This window comes from Ottowia cancrivicina, from assembly GCF_029813755.1.
Taxonomy (GTDB): Bacteria; Pseudomonadota; Gammaproteobacteria; order Burkholderiales; family Burkholderiaceae_C; genus Ottowia; species Ottowia massiliensis.
Genome location: NZ_JARVII010000001.1, coordinates 1 through 22,474, shown reverse-complemented (window position 1 = coordinate 22,474; position 22,474 = coordinate 1). Strand labels below are relative to the sequence as shown.

Below are 22,474 nucleotides of genomic sequence, written 5' to 3'. Positions count from 1 at the left end.
GGGGAGTTCATGGCGATTCGCTGCGCCGGGGGCAAAGCCGGTTTCAGAGCAGCTTTTTGGCGGGCAGGCGGTAGTTTTCCTGCGTCATCAGATCCAGCCCGCATTCCTGCTGCTCCACCCAGTCAATGAAGCGGCGCGACATGGTACGGCCGCGAAACCAGGAGCCATGCTGGGGCACGATCATCTTGATGTCCAGCCCGCGCACCATCTGCGCCCAGTACTGGCAGGCCTTGCGCGAACTCATGTAGCGCCTGTGAAAGCCCAGCATGTTGGGAATGTGCGCGTCAAAGTCGGTCACGGGCTGGCCCGCTTGTTCGTTGCTGACCAGCGATGCGCCCAGATCGCCCGAAAACAGGATTTTGGAGATGGGGTCGTAGAACTGGAAATTGCCTTCGGAGTGCAGAAAGTGCGCGGGCAGCACGATGATGTGCGCCTCGCCCAGCGGCAAGATGCCGCCGGCGTCAGGCACGGGCACCAGCCGGTTTTCAATGCTGTGGGTGCAAAAGTGCGGCACGAAGCGCGACCACACGGCGGGAATGACGAGCTTGCACGTGGTTTGCACCAGCCAGCGGTTGAGCGAAGCCACCACGTCAGGGTCGGCGTGCGAGGCCATGATGTAGTCCACCTGCGACTTCGGAAAGCACTGCATGCGCCGCAGGAAGATGGCGTTGTAGGTCATCATGCCGCCGGGGTCGATGACGGCCATGTGGTCGCCGTGGCAGACGATGAACTGGTTGGATTGCACGGCGTCGGCGTCAGCCTGCACCAGGTCGTGAAACATGATGCATTCGTGGCCGTCCTTGGCGTAGAGCTGGATGGTCATGGCGGCAAGGCCAGCGCAAACCCGAAGGCGCGCCCGCGCTCAATGCTGGGTGTTGGCACCCAGTTGAACGAAGCCGGAGCCGATCATGGGCTTGTCCGCCTGCAGCGGCTCCAGCTTGACGATGATGAGCGAGAGGTTGTCGCCGCCGCCCATCGCGCGCTCGCGCGCCTTTTCCACCAGGAATTCGCTGGCGTCGCGCGGCGGCAAGGCGTTGAGCACGGAGCCGATTTCATCGACCGTGAAGTAGTGCCACAGCCCGTCGCTGCACGCCATGATGGTGTCGCCCAGTTGCAGGCGCGGGATGTAGTGCGCATCCAGCCGGGGCGGCTCGTCCGCGCCCAGGCAGCTGAGCAGCATGTTGGACTGCGGATGGGTGTTGGCTTCTTCGGCGGTGATTTCGCCGCGCTCGACCAGCGCCTGCACGTAGGAGTGGTCCAGCGTGCGGCGCAGCAGCGTGCTGCCGCGAAAGTGATACAGGCGCGAATCGCCCGAATGCACCCAGTGGCAGGCACCCTTGGCGGTGGTGAGAAAAGCGGCCAGCGTGCTGTGCGGCTCCTGCTCGGCGGCGATGGCGGTGAGGCGGATGACCAGATGCGCCTCTTCGCCAATCTGGCGCAGCAAGGCGGCGGCGTCTTCGTGGGCGGGGTCGTAGCTTTCAAAGAGCTGGCGCGCGGTCATGATGACCTGGTCAGACGCCTTGCGCCCGCCGGTGCGTCCGCCCATGCCGTCGGCCACCACGCCCAGCACGCAGCCGGGCACGCGCGGGTGGGCAAACAGGCCGAGCTGATCTTGCTGATAGTCCCGGTCGCCCTTGTGCAGGCCTGTGGCGGCAGCGAGCCGGAAGCCCTTGTCCTTGTTCATGTTGTGCGCAATGTGTGCTTATGTATATGACCTGATTTTTTGGCGCTGCCAAAAGTGAAGCTGCGTATTATCAGTTGTAAAGCTGAATGAAACAGGCGCGAGGTCTTTCCATTCGGCCTTTCGTCGCCGCCTCGCGTCTTTTTCCGCACCCTTTCGCCTTGCCTGATCTCGCCAGCCGCGTTACCGCCGTTTTCGCGCCCGATGGGCCGCTGGCTGCGGCCGATGGCGCTTTTTGCCCCCGTCCCGGCCAGGTACAAATGGCGCTGGCCGTGGCGCAAACGCTGCGCGAAGGCGGCGCGCTGGTGGCCGAAGCGGCCACGGGCGTGGGCAAGACCTTTGCCTATCTGGCGCCGGTGCTGCTGGGCGGCGAGCGCGCGCTGCTGTCCACGGCCACCAAAACGCTGCAAGACCAGCTGTATGGCCGCGATTTGCCGCGCCTGATTGGCGCGCTGGGCCTGCCCGTGCGCACGGCCTTGCTCAAAGGCCGCAGCAGCTACCTGTGCCCCTACCGGCTGGAGCTGGCCCGGCATGAAGCGCCCGCCAGCGCCGCCGCCGCGCGCGAGCTGGCCCGCATCGAGCGCTGGGCGCAGGCCACGGCCACGGGCGATCTGGCCGAGCTGCCAGAGCTGGACGAGCGCTCGCCCGTCATCCCCCTGGTCACTTCCACGCGCGACAACTGCCTGGGCAGCGAATGCCCCCGGTTTCGCGACTGCCACGTGGCCCGCGCGCGGCGCGAGGCGCTGGCCGCCGACGTGGTCGTCATCAACCATCACCTGTTTTTTGCCGATCTGGCCATTCGCGAATCGGGCATGGCCGAGCTGCTGCCCGCCGTCCGCGCCGTGGTGTTTGACGAAGCGCACCAGCTCAACGAAACCGGCATCCAGTTTCTGGGCCGCCAGCTTGGCCACCGCCAGTTGCAGGATTTCGCGCGTGATTTGCTTGCCGCCGGTTTGCAGCACGCGCGCGGCCTGCAAGACTGGAGCGCGCTGGCTGGCGGCCTTGAAAACGCCTTGCGCGATTTGCGGCTGGCCGCTGGCAATCCGCCTTCCAGCCCGCCCGGCGGCAATGCCCGCCTGCGCTGGAACGCTCTCGCGCCCGAAGGCGTGCCTGAAGCAGGCTGGCTGGCCGCCCTGGCCCGCCTGCAAGCCGCGCTGGAGTCCATTGCCGCCGCTTGCGAAGCCGTGCAAGACGCCGCCGCCGACTTTCCCCGCCTGCTCGTCCGCGCCCAGCGCCTGGCCCGGCTGGCCGCGCACTTTGCCCAGCCCGCCACGGCGGATGCGGCCCGCTGGCTGGAAGTGGGCCTTTACACCCTGCAACTGACCGAATCGCCGCTGGACATCGCCCAGACCGTGCGCGAGCGCCTGCTGGGCATCGCGCCGCCAGATTCGTCAGATCCGTCCGATTCGCCAGCCCCGCCTGAAGGCCAGCCGCCCTTCGCCGCCGTGGGTGAAGAAGACCCCTTCGCCCCGTCCGCCGCCCCGGCCGCCCCGCGCGCCTGGGTTTTCGTCTCCGCCACGCTGGGCGATGACGCCCAGCTCACCTGGTTCACCCGCCCCTGCGGACTGGAAGGCGCGGCGCGCATCCTGCGCGTGGGCAGCCCGTTTGACTACGCCCGCCAGTCCGTGCTCTACATCCCGGCGCCCGCCGCCTTTCCCCGCCCGGCAGACGCCGCGCACCCCGCCGCCGTGGCCCGCCTGGCAGGCGACGCCGCGCTGCGCCTGGGCGGGCGCACCCTCGTGCTCACCACCACCTTGCGCGCGCTGCGCGGCATCAGCCAGGCGCTGGCCGAACGCTTTCGTGGCGAAGGCGCGCCCATCACTGTGCTGGCGCAAGGCGAATACCCCAAGCGCGTGCTCATGGAGCGCTTTCGCGCGGCCGGGCAAAGCAAGGCGCAAGGCTGCGTGCTCGTGGCTTCTGCTTCTTTCTGGGAAGGCGTGGACATTCCCGGCCGCGCGCTGCAATGCGTCGTCATCGACAAACTTCCCTTTCCGCCGCCGGGCGATCCGCTGATTGAAGCGCGCTGCCGCCGCATCGAAGCCGCAGGCGGCAGCGCCTTTGCCGCCATTTCCCTGCCCGAAGCGGCCGTGGCCCTCAAGCAAGGCGCGGGCCGCCTCATCCGCTGCGAAACCGACACCGGCGCGCTGGCGATTTGCGACACCCGCCTCATCAGCATGAGCTACGGCAAACGCCTGCTCGCCGCCCTGCCGCCCATGCGCCGCCTGGCAGACGAAGCCCAGCTCATGCAGGCGCTGGATGTGCTGGCCGTCAGCGAAGCCTGAAAAAAGCCCGCCTTCCAGGCAAAGCGCCGGAATGAGCAAAGCGCAGACGGCAGACGTTCATATTTCGCTCTTGAAATCAGAGCATGAGGTCCTAGTGGAACGTGCGCAGAATGGCATTTACTGCCCTTCAAATTCGCTCCTGTTTTTGATTCATTCAGGCTGCACGGGCCGCTTCGGGGCGGCCTTTTCGCGTCCACGGGCGGGTTGAGCGGGGCCGCCAGTGCGGCTATGGCTGCGGCAGGCTGACGGTGACCAGCAGCGAGGCGTCGGCTTCGGCACGCAGGGCGTGCGGCTCGCCTGCGGGCAGCCAGAGGAAGTCGCCAGCCTGCATGGCATGCGTTTGGCCGGCGGCTTCAAATTGCACGCGGCCTTCCAGGCATTGCACGGTGATTTCGCCCGGCGCGCTGTGTGCCGGCAGGGCCTTGCCTGCGGGCAGCACCAGGCGCATGACTTCCAGCTGGCGGCCTTTGACCAGCGCGAAGGAGGGCGTGCTGGCGGCAGCGGCGCCCAAAGGGGCCACGCTGCCAAGCTGGCCGGGAGTGAGATGAGGCTGGGCCATGATGAGTGCTCCTTGAAAGTGAAAAACAGCCGGGGCGGCGGGCGCCGCGCCGCTTCAATAGTCGTCCGGCGAGCCTAGCGCCAGATTCTCAAAACGGGTGAGGGGCTTGACGAAGGTGAGCTTGACGGTGCCGGTGGGGCCGTTGCGCTGCTTGCCGATGATGATTTCGGCCACGCCCGGCTCAGCGGATTTTTCCTTGTTGTAGTAATCGTCGCGGTAGATGAACATGATGATGTCGGCGTCTTGCTCGATGGCGCCCGATTCGCGCAAGTCGCTCATCATGGGGCGCTTGTCGGTGCGCTGCTCCACGCTGCGGTTGAGCTGCGAGAGGGCCAGCACGGGGCATTGCAGCTCCTTGGCCAGGGCCTTGAGGCCGCGCGAGATTTCACCCAGCTCGGTGGCGCGGTTTTCGCCCTCGCTCACGGAACCGGTCATCAGCTGCAAGTAGTCCACCACGATCAGGCCGAGCTTGCCTTGCTGGCGCGCCAGGCGGCGGGCGCTGGCGCGCAGCTCCGACGGGGTCAGGCCCGGCGTTTCGTCGATGTGCAGCGAAACCGTGCGCAGGCGCTCGATGGCCTCGGTCAGGCGCGGCCATTCCTCGTCGGTCAGGCGGCCCGTGCGCAGGTGGCTCTGGTCAATGCGGCCGATGGAGCCGACGATGCGCACGGCCAGCTGCGCCGCGCCCATTTCCATGGAAAACACGGCCACGGGCAGGCCCGCTTCCAGCGCCACGTGCTCGGCAATGTTGATGGCGAAGGCGGTTTTGCCCATGGAAGGGCGCGCGGCTAGCACCACCAAGTCGCCCGCCTGCAAGCCGGCGGTCATGCGGTCCAGGTCAATGAAGCCGGTGGGCACGCCAGTGATGTCGTTGGGGTTGTCGGCCATCTCCTGCACGCGGTCAATCAGCTGGGTGACCAGCAGGTCCATGGACTGAAAGCCCTCTTTCATGCGCGAGCCTTCTTCGCCAATCTTGAAAATGCGCTGCTCGGCTTCGTCCAGGATCTTGTCCACGCCCCGGCCCTGGGGGTTGAAGGCGCTGGTGGCGATTTCGTCGCTGGCGGCGATCAGCTTGCGGCGAATGGCGCGCTCGCGCACGATTTCGGCGTAGCGGCGGATGTTGGCCGCGCTGGGCACGTATTGCGCCAGCGCGTTGAGGTAGGCAATGCCGCCTGCCGCTTCGGCGCGGCCCTGGCGCTGCAATTCCTCGAAAACGGTGATGACGTCTGCCGGCTTGCTGTCGTTGATCAAACGCCCGCAGGCGGCGTAAATCAGCTTGTGTTCCAGGCGGTAGAAGTCGCTGTCGATGAGCAGATCGCCCACGCGGTCCCAGGTGCCGTTGTCCAGCAGCAGCCCGCCCAGCACGCTGGATTCGGCCTCCAGCGAATGCGGCGGAATGCGCAGCTGGGCCACTTGCGGATCTGCGGGCGGCGGCAGATCAGCAGGCTCTGGCAAATCGGCAGGCTCCGGCGCAGCGGCATAGGGGGCGTCGTCAGGCGGGCCGGAATGGCCGCTTGCTGCGGGCGGCGGCGCGTCAAACGCGTCGAATGGGGGAGGGTTCAGTTCATCAGGCATGGGCGGCGAGCATAGGCAGCGTGGGCGCGCCTGTCATTGCGCAAGGCTGTGGATGCGCGGTGGATAAACCGTGGACAGGCTGGGGAGAAGCTGGGGGGAAGCTGGGGGAGAAGCAGAAGACGGTCTGGAAACCGGGGCCGGGCGGCGGGGGCCTGGAAGGCAGCGGCCCGGAAGCCAAGAATCAGTTCAAAGCCCGCCCGCAGGCGCGAAAAGCGCGAACTTGGGCGGTCTTGGGCCTTGCTGCCTCCATCCCGATCCGCAAGGCTCCACGGGCAGACTCTGAACAGGCTCTTGAGGCACAGAGCGAAGCCACATCAAAAAAAGGAGCAAATTCATGGGGCCGAAAATGTGTCCCGCACTCTTTCCACTAGGACATTACGCTATGAATCAAGGAGCGAAATATGGCCTTTGAATCTGCCCACGATGAGTCTGCGGGCGCGAAAGCGCGGATTCGGGCGCTCTGCGGCGTTGCAAATCCGCGCCGGGTTGCAAGACCCGTCTGCGCCTTGCCGCCCATCCCGATTCGCGCTTTTGCCCCTCTCGGCCAGATCATGAACAGGCTGCCCAGGCTCAAAGAAAAAAGCCGCCAGGCACAGCCCAGCGGCTTTGGCACGACGGGCCAGCGCCCGGATCAGGCTGTTTCGCCGTAAACGGCCACGGTGATTTCAGCCAGCACGTCCGTGTGCAGGGCGATGACGACTGTGGAATCGCCCACCGTCTTAATGGGGCCGGAAGGCAGGCGGATTTGCGACTTGTGCACTTCCACGCCGTGCTGCTTTTTCAGCTCTTCGGCAATGTCGTAGTTGGTGACGGAGCCGAACAAGCGGCCATCGACGCCAGCCTTTTGCGTGAGCTTGATGATGGCGCCAGCCAGCTTTCCGCCCTGCTGCTGGGCAGCGGCCAGTTTTTCGGCGGCCTGCTTTTCCAGCTCGGCGCGGCGGGCTTCAAACTCGGCCTTGTTGGCGGCGGTGGCGCGGCGCGCGCGGCCAGAAGGAATCAGGAAGTTGCGGGCATAGCCGTCTTTGACTTTGACGATGTCACCCAGACCGCCCAGGTTGGTGACTTTTTCCAGAAGAATGATTTCCATGGTGTGTTTCTCCTTTCAGCCCCGTGTCAGACGCGATGCTTGTCGGTATAGGGCAGCAGGGCCAGGAAACGCGCGCGCTTGATGGCGGTGTTGAGCTGGCGCTGATAGAGGGCGCGCGTGCCGGTCAGGCGGGCGGGGATGATCTTGCCGTTTTCGGCGATGAAATCGCGCAGGGTGTCGATGTCCTTGTAGTCAATTTCCTCGACGCCGGCAACAGTGAAGCGGCAAAAGCGCTTGCGCTTGAACAGCAGCGACTGGGTGTTGCGCTTCGGGCGCTTGTCTTTGTTGAATTTCTTGAACGTGGCCATGGGGGCCTCCTTAAAACGAATCTTGCTGAAAATCCTGAATGTGGAACACAACCTGGCGTGACTGGCGGGGGCTGGCGAGAAAGCCCGTGAAACGCGCCTGAGCGCCTGCCGCCTGACGGTCCAGCCGCTGCGCCACCTGGCCGATGGCGACAGCCTTGAGCGTGAGGCTGACTTTGCGCGGCTGCCCGGCTTCGGGCTGCTCGGACTCATGGCAAAGGCGCAAATCCAGCGCGGGCAGGCCCGCCGGGGTGTGGCGCAATGCGCCGCGCTCTTCGATGACGCCGGCAATGTCGATGCGGTTCACGCTCGCCTTGTCTTGCAGTCTGCCTGGGAGGTGTGCGTGACGGCCTTATTCGGTGGCTTGCTCGGCGGTTTGCTGGGCCTTGCGGGCTTCTTCGCGCTCAACAGTCTTCATCATGGAAGACGGGCCGGTTTCAGCCTTGGCCTTTTGCACGGTGAGGTGGCGCAGCACGGCATCGTTGAAGCGGAAGGCGTGCTCCAGCTCGTCCATCACGTCCCGCCCGGCCTCGATGTTCAGGCACAAGTAGTGGGCCTTGGAGAGCTTGTTGATCTGATAGGCCAGCTGGCGGCGGCCCCAGTCTTCAACGCGGTGCACCTGGCCGCCGCCGCTGGTGATCATGCCCTTGTAGCGCTCGAGCATGGCGGGCACTTGTTCGCTCTGATCCGGGTGGATGAGCAAAATGATTTCGTAATGACGCATTCAGACTCCTTGTGGATGCAATGAGTCCGGAACCCCGCAAGGCGCAAGGCCCCAGACAGAAAAAGCCGCCCCCGGCGTCGGCAGGGTGCGGCAAGGCGAAAAACGTGGGATTTTAGCGCAGGCGCGTCAGCCGCTCGCGGCCAGCCTGGGCGGCTTCAGAGCGCGGATAGGCCTTGACCAGCTGGTTCAGCGTGGCGCGGGCAGCACGCGTGTCTTTCAGCTCAATCTGGCAATTGGCAATGGACAGCAAGGCTTCAGGGGCCTTGTCATGCTTGGGCGCGCTGCTCAGCAGAGAGCGGAAGTTGGTGATGGCTTCCTTGTAGTCGCGCGTGGCGTACTGCGCATTGCCCAGCCAGAACAGGGCCGATGGCGCGTAGCTGCTTTGCGGATATTTCTTGACAAAACGGGCCAGCCGGGTTTGCGCGTTGCGGTAGTCGCCAGAACGAAAAGCGGCGAAGGCGGCGTCGTATTCCTTGCGTTCGGCGGCGCTGCGGTCCGGCTCGGCGCTGGCCTGCTGGGGAGCTTGGCTGCGGGCGCTGGCGTCATCAGCGGCTTCAGCGCCGTCCATGCCGCTGGCAGGCGGCGCGTCACCGGATTCCATTTTTCGCAGCCGGTCTTCCATGCCCTGCGCAGCTTCCTGCTGGCGCCGGCGCAAGTCTTCCAGTTCGCGCGAAGCTTGTTCCTGAATGCCGCGCGACTGGGCCAGTTCGTTGCGCAGTGTCTCGATTTGCGTTTGCAGATCGAGCATGCTGCGGCGCATTTGCTCGTTGTCTTCCACCAGCTTGTTCTGGGCCGTGATGGCGGTGTCGAGCCGCTGGCGCAAATCCAGAATGGCGCGGCGGGCATCGTCATCGCCAAACAGCGCGTGAGCGCTGAAGCTGGCTGCCGCCAGCGCCAGCGCCAGCGCCAGCGCCGTCAGGCGCAGGGGTTTTGCGTGCTTCACGGCTTAGCGGTACTTGATTTCAACGCGGCGGTTTTGCGACCAGGCGCTTTCGTCGCTGCCCATCACGGCGGGCTTTTCTTCGCCAAAGCTCACGGCTTCAATTTGCGCGTCAGAAGCGCCGACCAGGCCCAGTGCGCGGCGCACGGCTTCAGCACGCTTTTGGCCCAGCGCCAGGTTGTATTCACGGCCGCCGCGCTCGTCGGTGTTGCCTTCCAGCACAACATGGCGGCTGCGGTTGGCTTGCAGGTAGCGGGCGTGCCCGTCAATGACGGACTGGTATTCGGGCTTGACCACGAAGCTGTCGAAGTCGAAGTAGATCACCTTCGCCACGCCAGCGGGGCCGTCAGCTTCCTGCATGGCATGGTCTGCCTGCACGGGGGCGACGTGGCTGTCGCCCGGCAAGGTGGTGCGCGATGCGTCGCCTGCATTGCCAGCAGACGCATCCAGGTTGTCGGTGGTGCTGCAGGCGCTCAGCAGGGCCAGGGCGGCGGCGGCAATGAAATAGCGTTTGAACATGGGTTTGCTCCTTTGCTTGAAATAAAACGCTGTCGTTGGGAAATCAGTTCTGGAACGGTCCCCAGGCCGGTTCGCGGATGTCACCGCCCTTGCCTGCCAGGCGCGCCTTGATCTTGCCATCCAGCGTGGTGGTCATCAGCGCGTCGCGGCCGCCCTGGCGTGTGGCGTACACGATCAGGCGGCTGTTGGGGGCGAAGCTGGGGCTTTCGTCTTCGGTTGTATCCGTGATGGCCGTGGTGTTGCCAGTGGCCAGCTCCATCACGTGCAGGCGAAAGCCTGCCGAGCGGCTGATGTAGGCCATCCAGCGGCCATCCGGGCTGATGGAAGGCGAGATGTTGTAGTTGCCCGAAAAGGTCACGCGCTGCGCGGCGCCGCCGCCAGCGGGCATGCGGTACACCTGCGGCGCGCCGCCACGGTCGCTCACGAAATAGATGGAGCTGCCATCCGGCGAGAACACGGGTTCGGTGTCAATGGCGCTGGTTTTGGCCAGACGGCGCGGCTCGCCGCCGCCGGCGCTGATGAGATAAAGCTGCGAGCCGCCATCGCGCGAGAGCGTCACGGCCAGGCTGCGTCCGTCGGGCGACCAGGCGGGCGCGCTGTTGGAGCCACGGAAGTTCGCCAGCAGGCGCCTGCGGCCGGAGGCCACGTCATGCACGTAAATCACGGGCTTGCGCGATTCGAATGACACGTAGGCCAGTTGCCGCCCGTCAGGCGACCAGCTGGGCGAGATGATGGGTTCAGGGCTGGAGAGCGCCGCCTGGGCGTTTTCGCCGTCGGAATCAGCCACCCATAGCGTGTAGCGTGAGCCGGCCTTGGTTACATAGGCCAGGCGCGTGGAAAACACGCCTTTTTCGCCCGTCAGCTTTTCATAGATGTAGTCGGCCACCTTGTGCGAGGCCAGCCGCAAATCGGATTGCGGCACGGTGTAGCCGCGCCCGCCCAAGTCCTGCCCCTGCACCACGTCCCAGAGGCGAAAGCGCACTTGCCAGCGGCCATCGCCCTGGCGCTGCACGCTGCCGGCAGCCAGGGAGTCAGCGCCGCGCTCGCGCCACACGGCCATGTCAGGCACGGTGGTTTCATCAGGCGCCTGGCCGCTGGCATTCACCGCGCGAAACAGGCCGCTGCGCTCCAAGTCGGCCTGCACGATGGCGGCCGGTTTCTGCGGCGCGCCATCCTCGCCCCGGAAGGGAGGCAGCGCAATGGGCATTTGCCGCAGGCCCACGCCCGAGACTTCCACCCTGAACTGCGCCAGCACGGGCGCGGCGGATGGAAGGGCCAGCGCCACGGCAATCGACTGCGCCAGGCGGCGGCGGGTGATGCGAGCAAGAAAACGTGTCATGCGGTGCAAATCCTGTCGTGCAGATTCATTCATCAAAAACCGCCTCCGCAGCGCAGTGCGAAGGCGGCATTGCGGGCGGGATGGTACACAGTTGGTTCAAGACACCGTTGCCAAAAGTGTCTACGGTTGTGACTTGCACATATTGGTGTAAGAGCTTGTTTCATGAATAAGCGAATAAGCTGCCAGCTGCGGCGCAGCGGATTCCAGACGCCGGAAAGCGGTTTTTCGCTGCCTGGCCGCAGCGATCGCTTTCGCAGTGAAAGAGTCGCATGGAGTCCGGCTGTTGCTGACGCAGCGCAAAGAGCGCCCACAAAGGCGTGCGTCAGCGGCATTGCGCGCGGAGCGCTCACGATAATCGCCGCCCCATGAGCATCATCATCAAAGACGCGGCAGGCATTGCCGCCATGCGTGAAGCGTGCCGCCTGGCCTCTGAAGTGCTGGACGCCATCACGCCGCACATCCGCCCCGGTATCACCACGCTTGAAATCGACCGGCTGGCCGCGCAGCACATGCAACAGCAGGGCACGCGCTCGGCCACCATCGGCTACCAGCCGCCGGGCTATCCGCCCTATCCGGGGCACGTGTGCACCTCCGTCAATCACGTGGTGTGCCACGGCATCCCCAACGAGCGCCCCCTGAAAAAAGGCGACGTGCTGAATGTGGACGTCACCGTCATCAAGGACGGCTGGTTTGGCGACACCAGCCGCATGTTCGAGCTGGGCGAATGCTCGGTAGCCGCGCGGCGGCTCAGCCGCCTGACGTATGAGGCCATGTGGCTGGGCATCATGCAAGTGCGCCCCGGCGCGCGGCTGGGCGACATCGGCCACGTCATCCAGAAATTCGCCGAAGGGCACGGCCTGTCGGTGGTGCGCGAATACTGCGGCCACGGCGTGGGCCAAAGCTTTCACGAAGACCCGCAGGTGCTGCACTACGGCAAGGCGGGCACGGGCGAAGAGCTGGAGCCGGGAATGATCTTCACCATCGAGCCGATGATCAACCTGGGCCGCCACGACGTGAAATCGCTGGGCGACGGCTGGACCGTCGTCACCAAAGACCATTCACTTTCGGCGCAATGGGAGCACTCCGTTCTCGTCACGCCCACGGGCTACGAAGTGCTCACGCTCTCGGCCGGTAGCCCACCGCCGCCAGACTTCGTCAAGGCATGAATTAGCTCCTTTTCCCATAGCATTACGTCCTAGTGGAAAGAGCGCCGGAGCCATTTTCCACCCCTCTTGATTTGCTCCTTCTTTTGAGTAGGCTGCCATGGCGGAACGACAGGAAAAGCTCTTCATCCTCACCGGCGCGTCGCGCGGCCTGGGGCGGGCGCTGGCTGAGCAGCTGCTGCGCGAAGCGGGCTGCACGCTGCTGACCCTCTCGCGCCAGCCGCTGGCGGCGCTGCAAGAGCAGGCGCGGCAAAGCGGCGCGCAGCTGGTGCAGTGGCAGCAGGATTTGACGGACGCGCCCGCCGCCGCCCGCCGCCTGGCCGAGTGGCTGCAAGCCGTGCCGCCGGGGCGCTTTGGCAGCGCCGCGCTCATCAACAACGCGGGCGTGATTCCGCGCATCAGCAGGCTGGGCGACACACGCTCGGCCGGCAGCGACGCGGCCGATCTGGCCGGGCTGTCGCAATCCATCCGCGCCGGGCTGGAAGCGCCGCTGCTGCTGTGCGCGGCCTTCCTGTCGGCCACGCGCCAGTGGCCCGCCGGGCGCAAGGTGCTCAATATTTCATCGGGCCTGGGCCGCCGCCCGCTGGCCGCGCAAGCGCCCTACTGCGCCGCCAAGGCGGGGCTGGATCACCTCACCCGCTGCCTGGCGCTGGAAGAGGCCGCGCGCCCTGATGGCCAGGGCGCGCGCGTGTGCGCCATCGCCCCCGGCGTGATCGACACCGATATGCAGGCCCAGCTGCGCGGCGCCAGCGCGCAGGACTTTCCGGGCCAGGGGCGCTTTGCCGCCCTCAAAGCCGATGGGCAGCTGGCCAGCGCCGAAGACACCGCCCGGCGCCTGCTGGCTTATCTGGCGCGGCCCGATTTCGGCAGCGAAGCGGTGGACGACATCCGCCGCCACGGCTGAACCAGCGCCGCCAAGGGCCGGTTCACGGCCGGTTCACGTTACGCATTCCCCGGAAACCTGCTTCCAGTCTGTCCATGGGTGCGGAAAGCGCGGCACGGCCCGGAACCCGAAGCCCGCTGTGCCCCGCCGTCATGCCTTTGCGGCCAAGCCGTGAAGAAGGCTGAATCACATCAAAAACAGAAGCAAATTCAAGGGACTGAAAACGGCGCTTGCGCCCGCCACACCAGGACCTCATGCTATTGATGCAGGAGCAAGTCATCTTGCTTTCCAGCGCCTGCCAGCGCCCGTTGACGCACGCAGCCGGGTGACAGAATCGCGCCCCTCACCCGCCCTGCCCTGCCCCGTTTCCGCTGCTCCTTATGGAACTCATCGCCCCTTACTTCAAGCTCTCGCCTGACCCGGCCATCTGGACCGTGCAGCTGCTGCTCATTGGCGTGATCACCATCTGCTGCAACTTCGTGCTGCTGCGCCTGCTGGACTTTTTTGGCCGCAAGGAGAAAAAGCGCCATGCCCCGGGCGTGTGGGACGGCGCCTTGCTGAAAGCGGCGCGCCTGCCGCTGCGGCTGCTGATGTGGGTGGGCGGGCTGTCGGCGGCCGTGAGCCTTCTGCACGCCATTGAGCCGCTGTGGCTGCACAACTTTCTGCTGCAAGCGCGGCGCGTCATGCTGATTGGCATTGCCGCGCTGTTCATCACGCGCTTTATCGCCAACATGGAAAAAGGGCTGCTGCGTGCGGGCAGCGGCCATCGCCTGCCGGATGCGACAACGGTTTATGCGGTGGGCAGGCTGCTGCGCCTGTGCGCGCTGGCCATTGCCGCGCTGGCCGTGGCCGAGGCGCTGGGCATGTCCATTTCGGGTTTGCTGGCTTTTGGCGGCATTGGCGGCATGGCCATTGGTTTTGCCGCCAAGGACATGCTTTCCAATTTTTTTGGCGGCCTGATGATTTATCTGGACAAGCCTTTTACCGTGGGCGACTGGATTCGCTCGCCTGACCGCAATATCGAAGGCGTGGTGGAAGAAATCGGCTGGCGCATGACCCGCATTCGCACTTTCGAGATGCGGCCGCTTTATGTGCCCAATTCGATTTTCAGCAACATTGCCGTTGAAAACCCCTCGCGCATGATGAACCGGCGCATTTATGAAACGCTGAGTATTCGCTATTCTGATGCGGACAAAATGGCCGCCATTTGCGACGATGTGCGCGGCATGCTTGAAAAACACCCCGATATTGCAAATGAGCAGACGATTATTGTTCATTTCATGACCTGCAATGCCTCCAGCCTGGATTTCATGGTGTATTGCTATACGCGCACGACTGAATGGGTGCCGTATCACGCCGTCAAGCAGGATGTGATGCTGAAAATCATGGACATCGTCGCCCGCCACGGCGCCGAATTCCCCTTCCCCACCCGCACGCTCTACATGGCTGGCGGCGAAGGCGACGCCGCCGCGCAAGCCGCCATGCAGGCCGAAAGCCCGCGCCAGGCCATGAGCGCTGCCGCAGCGCCCCCCGGCAGCGCCGCGCCATCGCGGCCCGCGCCCGGCGCTGGCGCGCAATAGCGCACTGCCCGTCACGCGCGCGGGTGGTGCTGCGCGTGCAGCTCCTTGAGCCGCTGACGGGCAATGTGGGTGTAGATCGTGGTGGTTGAAATATCGGCATGCCCCAGCAGCAGCTGCACCACGCGCAGATCGGCCCCGTGGTTGAGCAAGTGCGTGGCAAAGGCATGGCGCAGCGTGTGGGGCGACAGCGGCGCGGCAATGCCCGCCTGCACGGCGTAGCGTTTGATCAGGTTCCAGAACATCACGCGCGACATGGCGCGGCCCGGCGCAGGGCCGGCGCTGGTCACGAACAAGTCATCACTCTGGCGCGGCCCCAGCAACCCGGCGCGCGCCTCTGTCAGGTAGCGGCGCAGCCAGCGCCCGGCCTCTTCGCCAAAGGGCACCATGCGCTCCTTGCTGCCTTTGCCCGTCACGCGCAGGGCGCTGTCGTTCAGGCTGATGTGAAAGACCTTGAGCGACACCAGCTCGCTCACGCGCAGGCCGCTGGCATACATCAGCTCCAGCATGGCGCGATCGCGCAGGCCCAGCGCGGTCTGCGTGTCAGGCGCGGCCAGCAGCGCCTCCACCTGCGCCTCGCCCAGCGTCTTGGGAATGCGCGCAGGCGTGCGCGCAGGCAAAAGCTTGAGCGTCGGGTCATCCGCCCTCAGCCCGCCGCGCAGCGCCCACTGGAAAAAGCGCCGGAATGCCGCTAGGCGGCGGTTGGCCGTGGTCGCGCGGCTGCTGGCGTGGCTGTCAGCGAAGTAGTGCTGCAAGTGGCGCTCTTGCGCCGCCAGCAGCGCCACGCCGTGCTGCTGGCGCAGCCAGCGCGCCAGCCGGCCCAGATCGCGCCGGTAGGCGGCCAGCGTGTTGGCCGCCAGGCCGTCTTCCAGCCAAAGCGCGTCGCAAAAAGCATCAATATCAGGCAAATCCGGCTCCGCTGGGCCGGGTGAAGATGTATCAGGCATGCGGCAAAGATACACGGCAGCCGTTTTCTTGCGTGCACTCTCCAGCAAGGGCTTGATGCGCTTGAATTGCTCACAGCCGATGTCGCTTGAGTCACTTTTCTTTCCCCTCGAACTTCTCATTTCTCGGGGGAAGGCTTTGAGCAGACTTTCACGGCGGCGTCTGGCGCTGGCCTTCGTCCATCAGCGTCAGCACGGCATCGGCTGTGCGACCGGCTGCGCCGCGATGGGCGGCGATGAGGGCGAGTGCGGCCTGGGCGGCCCGCTCGTGCGCAGCTTCGTCGCGGGCCAGCGTGAGGGCGGCGGCCAGGGCGGCGGGCATGTCGGGCGCGCGCAGGGCGGCGCCTGCGGCCTGGGCGCTTTCGGCGGCCTGGGCGAAGTTGAAGGTGTGCGGCCCCATGACCACGGGGCAGGCGCAGGCGGCCGCTTCAATCAGGTTTTGCCCGCCCAGCGGCGCAAAGCTCGCGCCCAGCAGGGCCACGCGGGCGGCGGCGTAGTAGGCGGGCATTTCGCCCAAAGAGTCGCCCAGCCAGAGGTCGGCGGCGGGCGGCGCGGCATTGGCGCTTTCGTGTGCGCTTCCGTTTGCGCTTTGCGGCCAGGCGCTGCGGCGGCTGACGCTCAGGCCGTGGGATTGGGCCAGCTGGGCCACTTCGTCAAAGCGCTGGGGATGGCGCGGCACGATGAGCCATTGGATGTCGGCCAGGCCCGCCGCGTCGCTTGCCCGCGCCTGGCGTATGCACCAGAGCAAGGCGGCTTCCTCGCCGTCGCGCGATGAGGCCAGCATGACGATGGCGCGGCCCGCCTGCCGGGCCTGTTCGCGCCAGCGCTGGCCGAGCGCGAGCAGGGCCGGGTCAGGGCGCGCATCGAATTTCAAATTGCCGAACACGCCTGCCACGGGCGCGCCCATCTGGCGCAGGCGGGCGGCGTCGGCATCCGTCTGCGCCCAGGCGGCGGCCAGCCGTGCGTAGGCGGGGCGCATGAGCCAGGCGGCGCGGCGCGCGGCGCGAAGAGACTTTTCTGACAGCCGCGCGTTGGCCAGCGCCAGCGGCACGCCTTGCGCGGCGCTTTGGGCGATGAGGTTGGGCCAGATTTCGGTTTCCATCAGCACGCCCGCGCGGGGGCGAAAGTGCGCCAGAAAGCGCGCCACGGCAGCGGGCGTGTCCCACGGCTGCCAGGCTTGCGCGTCGCCGGCTTGCAGCAGCTTGGCGCCTTCGGCGCGCCCCGTGGCGGTGCCGTGCGTGAGCAGCAGGCGCAAGCCGGGCCGTCTGGCGCGCAGCGCCTGCGCCAGGATGGCCGCCGCGCGCGTTTCGCCCAAAGAGACGGCGTGTATCCACAAGGGGCGCTCGTCTTCGCGCGAAACGGCGGGGGCGGCATAAGCGCGCCCGAAACGCTCGGCTACCCACTGGCCATACAGCGGCTCGGCGCGCGCGCGGGCAGCCAGTTTGCGGCGCAGCAGCGGCTGGGCCATCCAGGCGGCGAGGTTGTAGAGGGCGTGCATGGCGGGCAGGTTACTTCATTATTGATAGCTGCCTGCGCCCGTTTCGCGGGGGCTGGCGGGCGAATGGGCATGCGTCGCGCTGCCATGCGCATCGCCATATCCATATAACCCCGTCTGGCAAGTGAAATTCTTAGAATCCCGCCATCCAGCGCCGGACACGTTTGCAAACATGCGGCATCCGGCCTTGTTCCTTTTTCCCGACCCTAAAAAAAGCATATGGCCCACGTCGTTACCGAAGCTTGCATCCGCTGCAAGTACACCGATTGCGTAGATGTCTGCCCCGTGGACTGCTTCCACGAAGGCCCCAACTTTCTTGCCATTGACCCGGACGAGTGCATCGACTGCGGCGTGTGCGTGCCCGAGTGCCCGGTGGACGCCATCTTCGCCGAAGAAGACATTCCCAGCGGGCAGGAGCACATGGCCGAACTCAACGCCGAGCTGTCGCACCTGCCGGACTGGAAGCCCATCACCAAGCGCAAAGGCAGCCTGCCGGATGCCGAAGAGTGGCGCGACCGCACCGACAAACTGGGCGAGCTGCTGCGCTAAGCGCTTTTTCTCCCTGATCACCCGCCATGCCCATGACCGAACCCGCTGCCGACTGCTTTGAAACCGACGCCATCATCATCGGCGCAGGGCCGGTGGGGCTGTTTCAGGTGTTCGAGCTGGGCCTGCTGCAAGCGCGCGCCCACGTCATTGACGCACTGCCGCAAGTGGGCGGCCAGCCGGTGGAGCTGTATCCCGACAAGCCCATCTACGACATTCCCGCCGTGCCCGTGTGCACGGGCCGCGAGCTGGCCGAGGCGCTGATGAAGCAGATTGCGCCCTTCAAGCCCGTGTTCCACCTGGGCCAACAAGTCAGCCGGCTTCAGCGGCAGGCCGACGGGCGCTTTCTGGTGGAAACCACACAGGGCGTGCGCGGCCTGGCGCGCGCCGTCTTCATTGCCGCAGGCGTGGGCGCGTTCCAGCCCCGGCCGCTGAAAGTGCCGGGCGTTGAAGCCTTTGAAGGGCGGCACGTGCTCTACCGCGTGCAAAAGCCCGAAGCCTTCGCGGGCCAGCAAGTGGCCGTGGCCGGCGGCGGCGATTCGGCGCTGGACTGGGCCAACCACCTGGCCGGGCTGCCGCCGCAAACGGCCCCGGCGGGCGTCATCCTCATTCACCGGCGCGATGCCTTCAGCGCCGCCCCGGCCAGCGTCAGCCGCATGCGCGCGCTGTGCGAGCAAGGCCGCATGCAGCTGGCCATCGGCCAGATCACCGGCCTGGAAGGCAGCGCAGGCGACGCCAGCCGCCTGGCCGCCCTCAAGCTTACGGGCGTAGACGGCGTCACGCGCCGCCTGCCGCTGGATGCGCTGCTCGTCTTTCACGGCATGAGTCCGCGCCTGGGGCCTATTGCCGACTGGGGCCTGGCCATCGAGCGCAAGCAGCTGGCGGTAGATACCGAAAAGTTCTCCACCAGCGAGCCGGGCATCTTCGCCGTGGGCGACATCAACACCTACCCGGGCAAGAAAAAGCTCATCCTCAGCGGCTTTCACGAAGCCACGCTGGCTGCCTACGGCGCGCTGCCCTTTTTGTTTCCGGGCAAAGACGTGTTCTTCCAATACACCACCACCAGCCCCAACCTGCACCGCGCGCTGGGCGTATCGCCCGATTTGTCGGACTTGTGAGACCCGCGCGGCGGCTCCCGGGGCCTGTTCGCGAGCGGAGCGCAGGGAAGATGAGGCGAAAGGTGTTTTTTTGCTCCGTTTTCCATAGCATGATGTCCTAGTGGAACGGGCGCAAGAGCTGTTTTTGGCCCGCTTGAATTTGCTCCTGTTTTGGATGCATGGCTGCCGCTTCTCCCTTTGGCGCAGCGCGGCGGCCCGCTTCTTGCTTCTTGTTTGATGCCGCTCACCTCATTCATTCAGGGCCTGGCCACCACGCGGGGCCTGATCGTCGCCATTGGCGCGCAAAACGCCTTCGTGCTGCGGCAGGCGCTGGACGCGCTCATCGGCCTGCTCATGTGGGCGCTGGCCGCCGCGCTGGCGCAGCATGTCTGGCTGGCCGCATGGGCAGCCCTGCCGCAATGAAGTAACCTGCCGGAGCTGACGCCTGTTTGGGCCACGCCTTTTTTAACGCTCCTGCGCTTTTCTTCCCCCTGTTTTCCGCTCCCGTTTTCCGCTCTGCCTGCGCTGCATGGCTGAACGGGCGCAAACCCGTTTTTTCGCCTCCATGAACACGCCCACGGACACCCACACGAGCTTCACCCTCGCAGGCCAGCCTGCCGCGCGCGGCATCGCCATAGGCCGCGCCGTGCTGGCGCCTTCCAGCCGCATGGATGTGGCGCATGACTTCATCACCCCCGCGCAAGTGCCCGCCGAGCTGGCCCGGCTGGCTGCCGCGCGCGAGGCCGTGGCGGCCCGCTTGCAGCGCCTGCGCGCTGACATGCCGCGCGACACGCCCGCCGAGCTGTCGGCCATGCTGGATGTGCACCTGATGATGCTGCTCGACGAGGTGATGGCCGCCGAAACCGCCCGCTGGGTGCGCGAGCGCCACTACAACGCCGAGTGGGCCATTGCCACGCAGCTGGAAGTGCTCTCGCGCCAGTTCGACGAGATGGAAGACGCCTACCTGCGCGAGCGCAAGGCCGACGTGGCGCAGGTGGCGGCGCGCCTGCTGCGCGAGCTGCGCGGCGTGCCGGCTTCGCCCCTGTCCGCGCCCGCGCCTCTGCAGGCCCTGCAAGACGGCGCGGCAGCGGCCCTGCCCGCGCCAGCGGGCGGCAGCGAGGCCAGCCTGGTGCTGATTGCGTCTGACCTTTCGCCCGCCGACATGCTGCAATTCAAAAAGCGCGTGTTCGCCGGCTTTGCCACCGACGAGGGCAGCAGCGCCAGCCACACGGCCATCGTCGCCCGCAGCCTGGACATTCCTTCCGTCGTGGGCGCGGGCCAGGCCAGCCAGCGCATCCGGCAAGACGATGTGGTCATCATCGACGGCGATGCGGGCCTCATCCATGTGAACCCCGGCCCTGCCATGCTGGAGGAATACCGGGGCAGACGCCAGCAGGCCGAGCGGCAAAGGCAGCGCCTGGCGCAAATTGCCAGCACCCCCGCCGTCACGCAAGACGGCCAGCCCATCGAGCTGCTGGCCAACATCGAGCAGCCCGCCGACACCGCCGCCGCCCTGGCCGCCAGCGCCGTGGGCGTGGGCCTGCTGCGCAGTGAATTCCTTTTCATGGGCCGCGAAGGCCGCCTGCCTGACGAAGAAGAGCAATACGCCGCCTACAGCGCCGCCGTGCAGGGCATGCGCGGCCTGCCCGTGACCATCCGCACCGTGGACGTGGGCGCAGACAAGCCGCTGGACGCGCGCCACCCCAGCCCGCACCAGAACCCGGCCATGAGCCTGCGCGCCATACGCTGGAGCCTGTCGGAGCCGGCCATGTTCCTGGTTCAGCTGCGCGCCATCTTGCGCGCCGCCGCGCACGGCCCCGTGCAAATGCTCATTCCCATGCTCGCGCACGGCAGCGAAATCCGCCAGACGCTGGAACTCATCGCCAGAGCGCGCGCGCAGCTTCAGGCGCGCGGGCAGGCGCACGGCCCCTGCGCGGTGGGCGCGATGATCGAAATTCCGGCCGCCGCCCTCACCGCACCGCTGTTTCTGCGGCATTTCGACTTTCTGTCCATCGGCACCAACGACCTCGTGCAGTACACCCTGGCCATAGACCGCGCCGACCCCGCCGTGGCCCACCTGTACGACCCCCTGCACCCCGCCGTGCTGCGCCTGATTGCCGGCACCATCGCCGCAGGGCGCGCCCACGGCAAGCCCGTGTGCGTGTGCGGCGAAATGGCGGGCGACGCCGCCATGACCGCCCTGCTGCTGGGCCTGGGCCTGCGCAGTTTTTCCATGCACCCGGCGCGCATCCTCGCTGTCAAACAGCAAATCCTGCAATCCGACGCCTCCCGCCTGGCCGCCTGGGCGCAGGCCGTCATCGCCAGCGACGAACCGGCCGAATTGCTGGCGCAGCGGCCTTGAGCGCCTGCTTGCCCTGAACAGGCGCTCAGGACAGGCGCAAGTCAATGGCGCCAAACAGGGGCGCGCCGTCTTTGGCCCTGGCTTGCAGGTGCAGGGCGTCGCCAGCTTGCAGCCAGGCAGCTTGCAGGCCGCTGGCGCGGCGCTGCTGAATGCTGGAGTGGCCGGAGGCGGCAGGCGTGGGGCCTGCGCCCAGCAGGCTGCCGGCCGTCAGCGCGCGGGTGCGGGCGCAGGCGGCGGCCAGCTGGCCCAGCGGCCAGGCGCGGCGGGTATCGAGCAGGCCGGTTTTGCGCCCGTTCAGGCTGGCCTGGAGAGTGAGGCTGGCCACGCCCGCCTGCCAGGCGGGGCCGAGTTCATCGGGTGTGAGGGCAACGGGGGCGAAAGCGGTGGCAGGGCAGCTATCGGCCCAGGGCGCTTCGCGCAGGCGCAAGGGGCAGGCCAGCGCAAGCAGGCGAATGGCGTCCTGCCCCTGATCGGCGGTGGCGGCGCGGGGCGCATCAGCCACGATGGCGGCCAGCTGCGGCTCAAAGTCCAGCGCGCCGGGCAGGGCGGGCAGAGGGCCGCAAGGGCCGCGCAAGGTATCGCCCGCAGCCAGAAAGAGAGCGGGAGCGGCGCCGTCTGGCGCGTGGCCTGGCGGCGCGCTCTCCTCTGGCGCGCAGCTTGCCAGCGCCCACTGAAAGGCGCGCGGCAGCGGGGCCAGACACAGGGCGGGGTCGAAGGCAAAGGCGTGACGGGCGTGGCCGCTGTTGAGCGCGTCAGACAGCGTTTGCAATTGCGGAGCGATGAAGTTCCAGTCTTGCAGCGCCTGCTGCAAAGTGGCGGCAATGCCGCTGGCGTAGCAGGCGCTGCCCAGATCGCGCGAGACGACAGCGAGCTGCCCGTCGCGCGAGCCGTCGTGGAAAGAGGCCAATTTCATGCGGGCAAGTATGGCGGCTTTCCCTTGGCCAAAGAGCAGGCCCTGCGGCGCTCTGGGCAGGCCCTCATGCCTGGCGCAGAGCGCCAAAAGAGCGGTTCAGGCGGCTCAGGGCGCGCCAGCACATGAGCAGAAGCGGGCTGCTTTTCGCTCCTCTATCCATAGCTGTCCGTCCTAGTGGAACCAGCGCAGACCAGCTTTTTGGCGCCCTGGATTCGCTCCTGTTTTTGATGCCTTCCAGCGGGCAGCCTGGCGGCGGCCGGTGACAGTGGGGCTGAAAACCGGGCTGAAACTGGCGCGGCGGGCCTCTGGCAGCGGGCCTGGGCCGGGCAAGCGCCTTCCTACAATCGCGCTCCATGCTTGATCCCCAACTCCTACGCAAAGACCTGGAGGACGTGCTCCAGCGCCTGGCCACCCGCAAAAACCCGCAGCCTTTTCTGGACGAAGCGGCCTTCCGCGCGCTGGAAGCCGAGCGCAAAGCCATCCAGA

22 protein-coding genes and 1 pseudogene are annotated in these 22,474 nt (G+C 66.5%); 9 read left to right on the top strand and 14 right to left on the bottom strand.

All coding sequences use genetic code 11. The features are described from left to right. Positions 1-43: 43 nt before the first annotated feature. A complete protein-coding gene (locus tag QB898_RS00120; RefSeq protein ID WP_050715874.1) occupies positions 44-823 on the bottom strand; it encodes an oxygen-binding di-iron domain-containing protein in 780 nt (259 codons plus the stop codon). Between the two features lie 39 nt (positions 824-862). Continuing rightward, the gene (locus tag QB898_RS00115) at positions 863-1,684 is read right to left on the bottom strand and encodes a PP2C family protein-serine/threonine phosphatase (RefSeq protein ID WP_050715873.1); all 822 of its coding nucleotides are present in this window, start codon (positions 1,682-1,684) and stop codon (positions 863-865) included. Positions 1,685-1,842: 158 nt separating this feature from the next. On the opposite strand from QB898_RS00115, the gene QB898_RS00110 reads away from it, so the two are divergent. Then, positions 1,843-3,963, top strand: a complete 2,121-nt coding sequence (locus QB898_RS00110) for an ATP-dependent DNA helicase (protein WP_279523309.1) — start codon at positions 1,843-1,845, stop codon at positions 3,961-3,963. 226 nt (positions 3,964-4,189) lie between these two features. Here the strand turns inward: QB898_RS00110 and QB898_RS00105 are convergent, their stop codons facing one another. Both QB898_RS00105 and dnaB read right to left on the bottom strand, forming a co-directional pair. Then, positions 4,190-4,522, bottom strand: a complete 333-nt coding sequence (locus QB898_RS00105) for a cupin domain-containing protein (RefSeq protein WP_050715871.1) — start codon at positions 4,520-4,522, stop codon at positions 4,190-4,192. A 54-nt stretch (positions 4,523-4,576) separates the two neighbouring features. Next, complete coding sequence (gene dnaB, locus QB898_RS00100; RefSeq protein ID WP_279523308.1) at positions 4,577-6,094, bottom strand: replicative DNA helicase; 1,518 nt, start codon at positions 6,092-6,094, stop codon at positions 4,577-4,579. Positions 6,095-6,495: 401 nt separating this feature from the next. Here dnaB and QB898_RS00095 point away from each other — a divergent pair, with 401 nt between their 5' ends. Then, a complete protein-coding gene (locus tag QB898_RS00095) occupies positions 6,496-6,744 on the top strand; it encodes a hypothetical protein (protein WP_279523307.1) in 249 nt (82 codons plus the stop codon). On the opposite strand, the gene rplI is transcribed toward QB898_RS00095, so the two are convergent. The 7 genes from rplI to tolB form a co-directional block, all read right to left on the bottom strand. Then, positions 6,726-7,181, bottom strand: coding sequence for a 50S ribosomal protein L9 (gene rplI / locus QB898_RS00090; protein ID WP_102282962.1), 456 nt, complete (start codon positions 7,179-7,181; stop codon positions 6,726-6,728). The two genes, QB898_RS00095 and rplI, sit on opposite strands and share 19 nt — an antisense overlap. 26 nt (positions 7,182-7,207) lie before the next feature. Next, entirely contained in the window at positions 7,208-7,489 is a 282-nt protein-coding gene (gene rpsR, locus QB898_RS00085) for a 30S ribosomal protein S18 (RefSeq protein ID WP_050715869.1), read from the bottom strand. A 10-nt stretch (positions 7,490-7,499) separates the two neighbouring features. Continuing rightward, positions 7,500-7,793 carry a primosomal replication protein N gene (gene priB, locus QB898_RS00080; RefSeq protein ID WP_050715868.1) on the bottom strand — a complete coding sequence of 98 codons (294 nt, stop codon included), beginning with the start codon at positions 7,791-7,793 and terminating at the stop codon, positions 7,500-7,502. A 45-nt stretch (positions 7,794-7,838) separates the two neighbouring features. Further along, on the bottom strand, positions 7,839-8,210 hold the full coding sequence (rpsF, locus tag QB898_RS00075; protein ID WP_102282964.1) for a 30S ribosomal protein S6: 372 nt from the start codon (positions 8,208-8,210) through the stop codon (positions 7,839-7,841). Positions 8,211-8,322: 112 nt separating this feature from the next. After that, complete coding sequence (ybgF, locus tag QB898_RS00070) at positions 8,323-9,153, bottom strand: tol-pal system protein YbgF (RefSeq protein ID WP_279523306.1); 831 nt, start codon at positions 9,151-9,153, stop codon at positions 8,323-8,325. A 3-nt stretch (positions 9,154-9,156) separates the two neighbouring features. Further along, complete coding sequence (pal, locus tag QB898_RS00065) at positions 9,157-9,669, bottom strand: peptidoglycan-associated lipoprotein Pal (protein WP_279523305.1); 513 nt, start codon at positions 9,667-9,669, stop codon at positions 9,157-9,159. A gap of 43 nt (positions 9,670-9,712) precedes the next feature. After that, positions 9,713-11,008 (bottom strand): Tol-Pal system beta propeller repeat protein TolB, encoded by a 1,296-nt coding sequence (gene tolB, locus QB898_RS00060; protein WP_279523304.1) that lies wholly within the window; start codon positions 11,006-11,008, stop codon positions 9,713-9,715. A 365-nt stretch (positions 11,009-11,373) separates the two neighbouring features. Between tolB and map the strand changes: the two genes are divergently transcribed. The 3 genes from map to QB898_RS00045 all read left to right on the top strand — a co-directional run bounded on the left by map (position 11,374) and on the right by QB898_RS00045 (position 14,634). After that, the gene (gene map, locus QB898_RS00055) at positions 11,374-12,174 is read left to right on the top strand and encodes a type I methionyl aminopeptidase (protein ID WP_279523303.1); all 801 of its coding nucleotides are present in this window, start codon (positions 11,374-11,376) and stop codon (positions 12,172-12,174) included. A gap of 97 nt (positions 12,175-12,271) precedes the next feature. Beyond that, a complete protein-coding gene (locus tag QB898_RS00050) occupies positions 12,272-13,075 on the top strand; it encodes an SDR family NAD(P)-dependent oxidoreductase (RefSeq protein WP_279523302.1) in 804 nt (267 codons plus the stop codon). A gap of 359 nt (positions 13,076-13,434) precedes the next feature. Further along, positions 13,435-14,634: a mechanosensitive ion channel family protein gene (locus QB898_RS00045; RefSeq protein WP_279523301.1), complete on the top strand. Its 1,200-nt coding sequence runs from the start codon at positions 13,435-13,437 to the stop codon at positions 14,632-14,634. Positions 14,635-14,645: 11 nt separating this feature from the next. Here the strand turns inward: QB898_RS00045 and xerD are convergent, their stop codons facing one another. Both xerD and QB898_RS00035 read right to left on the bottom strand, forming a co-directional pair. Continuing rightward, positions 14,646-15,578, bottom strand: a complete 933-nt coding sequence (xerD, locus tag QB898_RS00040; RefSeq protein WP_050715861.1) for a site-specific tyrosine recombinase XerD — start codon at positions 15,576-15,578, stop codon at positions 14,646-14,648. A 148-nt stretch (positions 15,579-15,726) separates the two neighbouring features. Then, on the bottom strand, positions 15,727-17,073 hold the full coding sequence (locus QB898_RS00035; RefSeq protein ID WP_279523300.1) for a 3-deoxy-D-manno-octulosonic acid transferase: 1,347 nt from the start codon (positions 17,071-17,073) through the stop codon (positions 15,727-15,729). A gap of 216 nt (positions 17,074-17,289) precedes the next feature. On the opposite strand from QB898_RS00035, the gene fdxA reads away from it, so the two are divergent. From fdxA to ptsP, 4 genes and pseudogenes are all read left to right on the top strand, one after another. After that, complete coding sequence (gene fdxA / locus QB898_RS00030; RefSeq protein WP_050715859.1) at positions 17,290-17,619, top strand: ferredoxin FdxA; 330 nt, start codon at positions 17,290-17,292, stop codon at positions 17,617-17,619. Between the two features lie 26 nt (positions 17,620-17,645). Beyond that, positions 17,646-18,734 (top strand): NAD(P)/FAD-dependent oxidoreductase, encoded by a 1,089-nt coding sequence (locus tag QB898_RS00025; protein WP_428982704.1) that lies wholly within the window; start codon positions 17,646-17,648, stop codon positions 18,732-18,734. Positions 18,735-18,950: 216 nt separating this feature from the next. Then, positions 18,951-19,046, top strand: a pseudogene (locus QB898_RS00020) (amino acid transporter); the annotation flags it as partial. A gap of 232 nt (positions 19,047-19,278) precedes the next feature. Then, complete coding sequence (ptsP, locus tag QB898_RS00015) at positions 19,279-21,075, top strand: phosphoenolpyruvate--protein phosphotransferase (RefSeq protein WP_279523298.1); 1,797 nt, start codon at positions 19,279-19,281, stop codon at positions 21,073-21,075. Positions 21,076-21,100: 25 nt separating this feature from the next. Here the strand turns inward: ptsP and QB898_RS00010 are convergent, their stop codons facing one another. Beyond that, on the bottom strand, positions 21,101-21,988 hold the full coding sequence (locus QB898_RS00010; RefSeq protein WP_279523297.1) for a fumarylacetoacetate hydrolase family protein: 888 nt from the start codon (positions 21,986-21,988) through the stop codon (positions 21,101-21,103). Positions 21,989-22,474 lie beyond the last annotated feature (486 nt).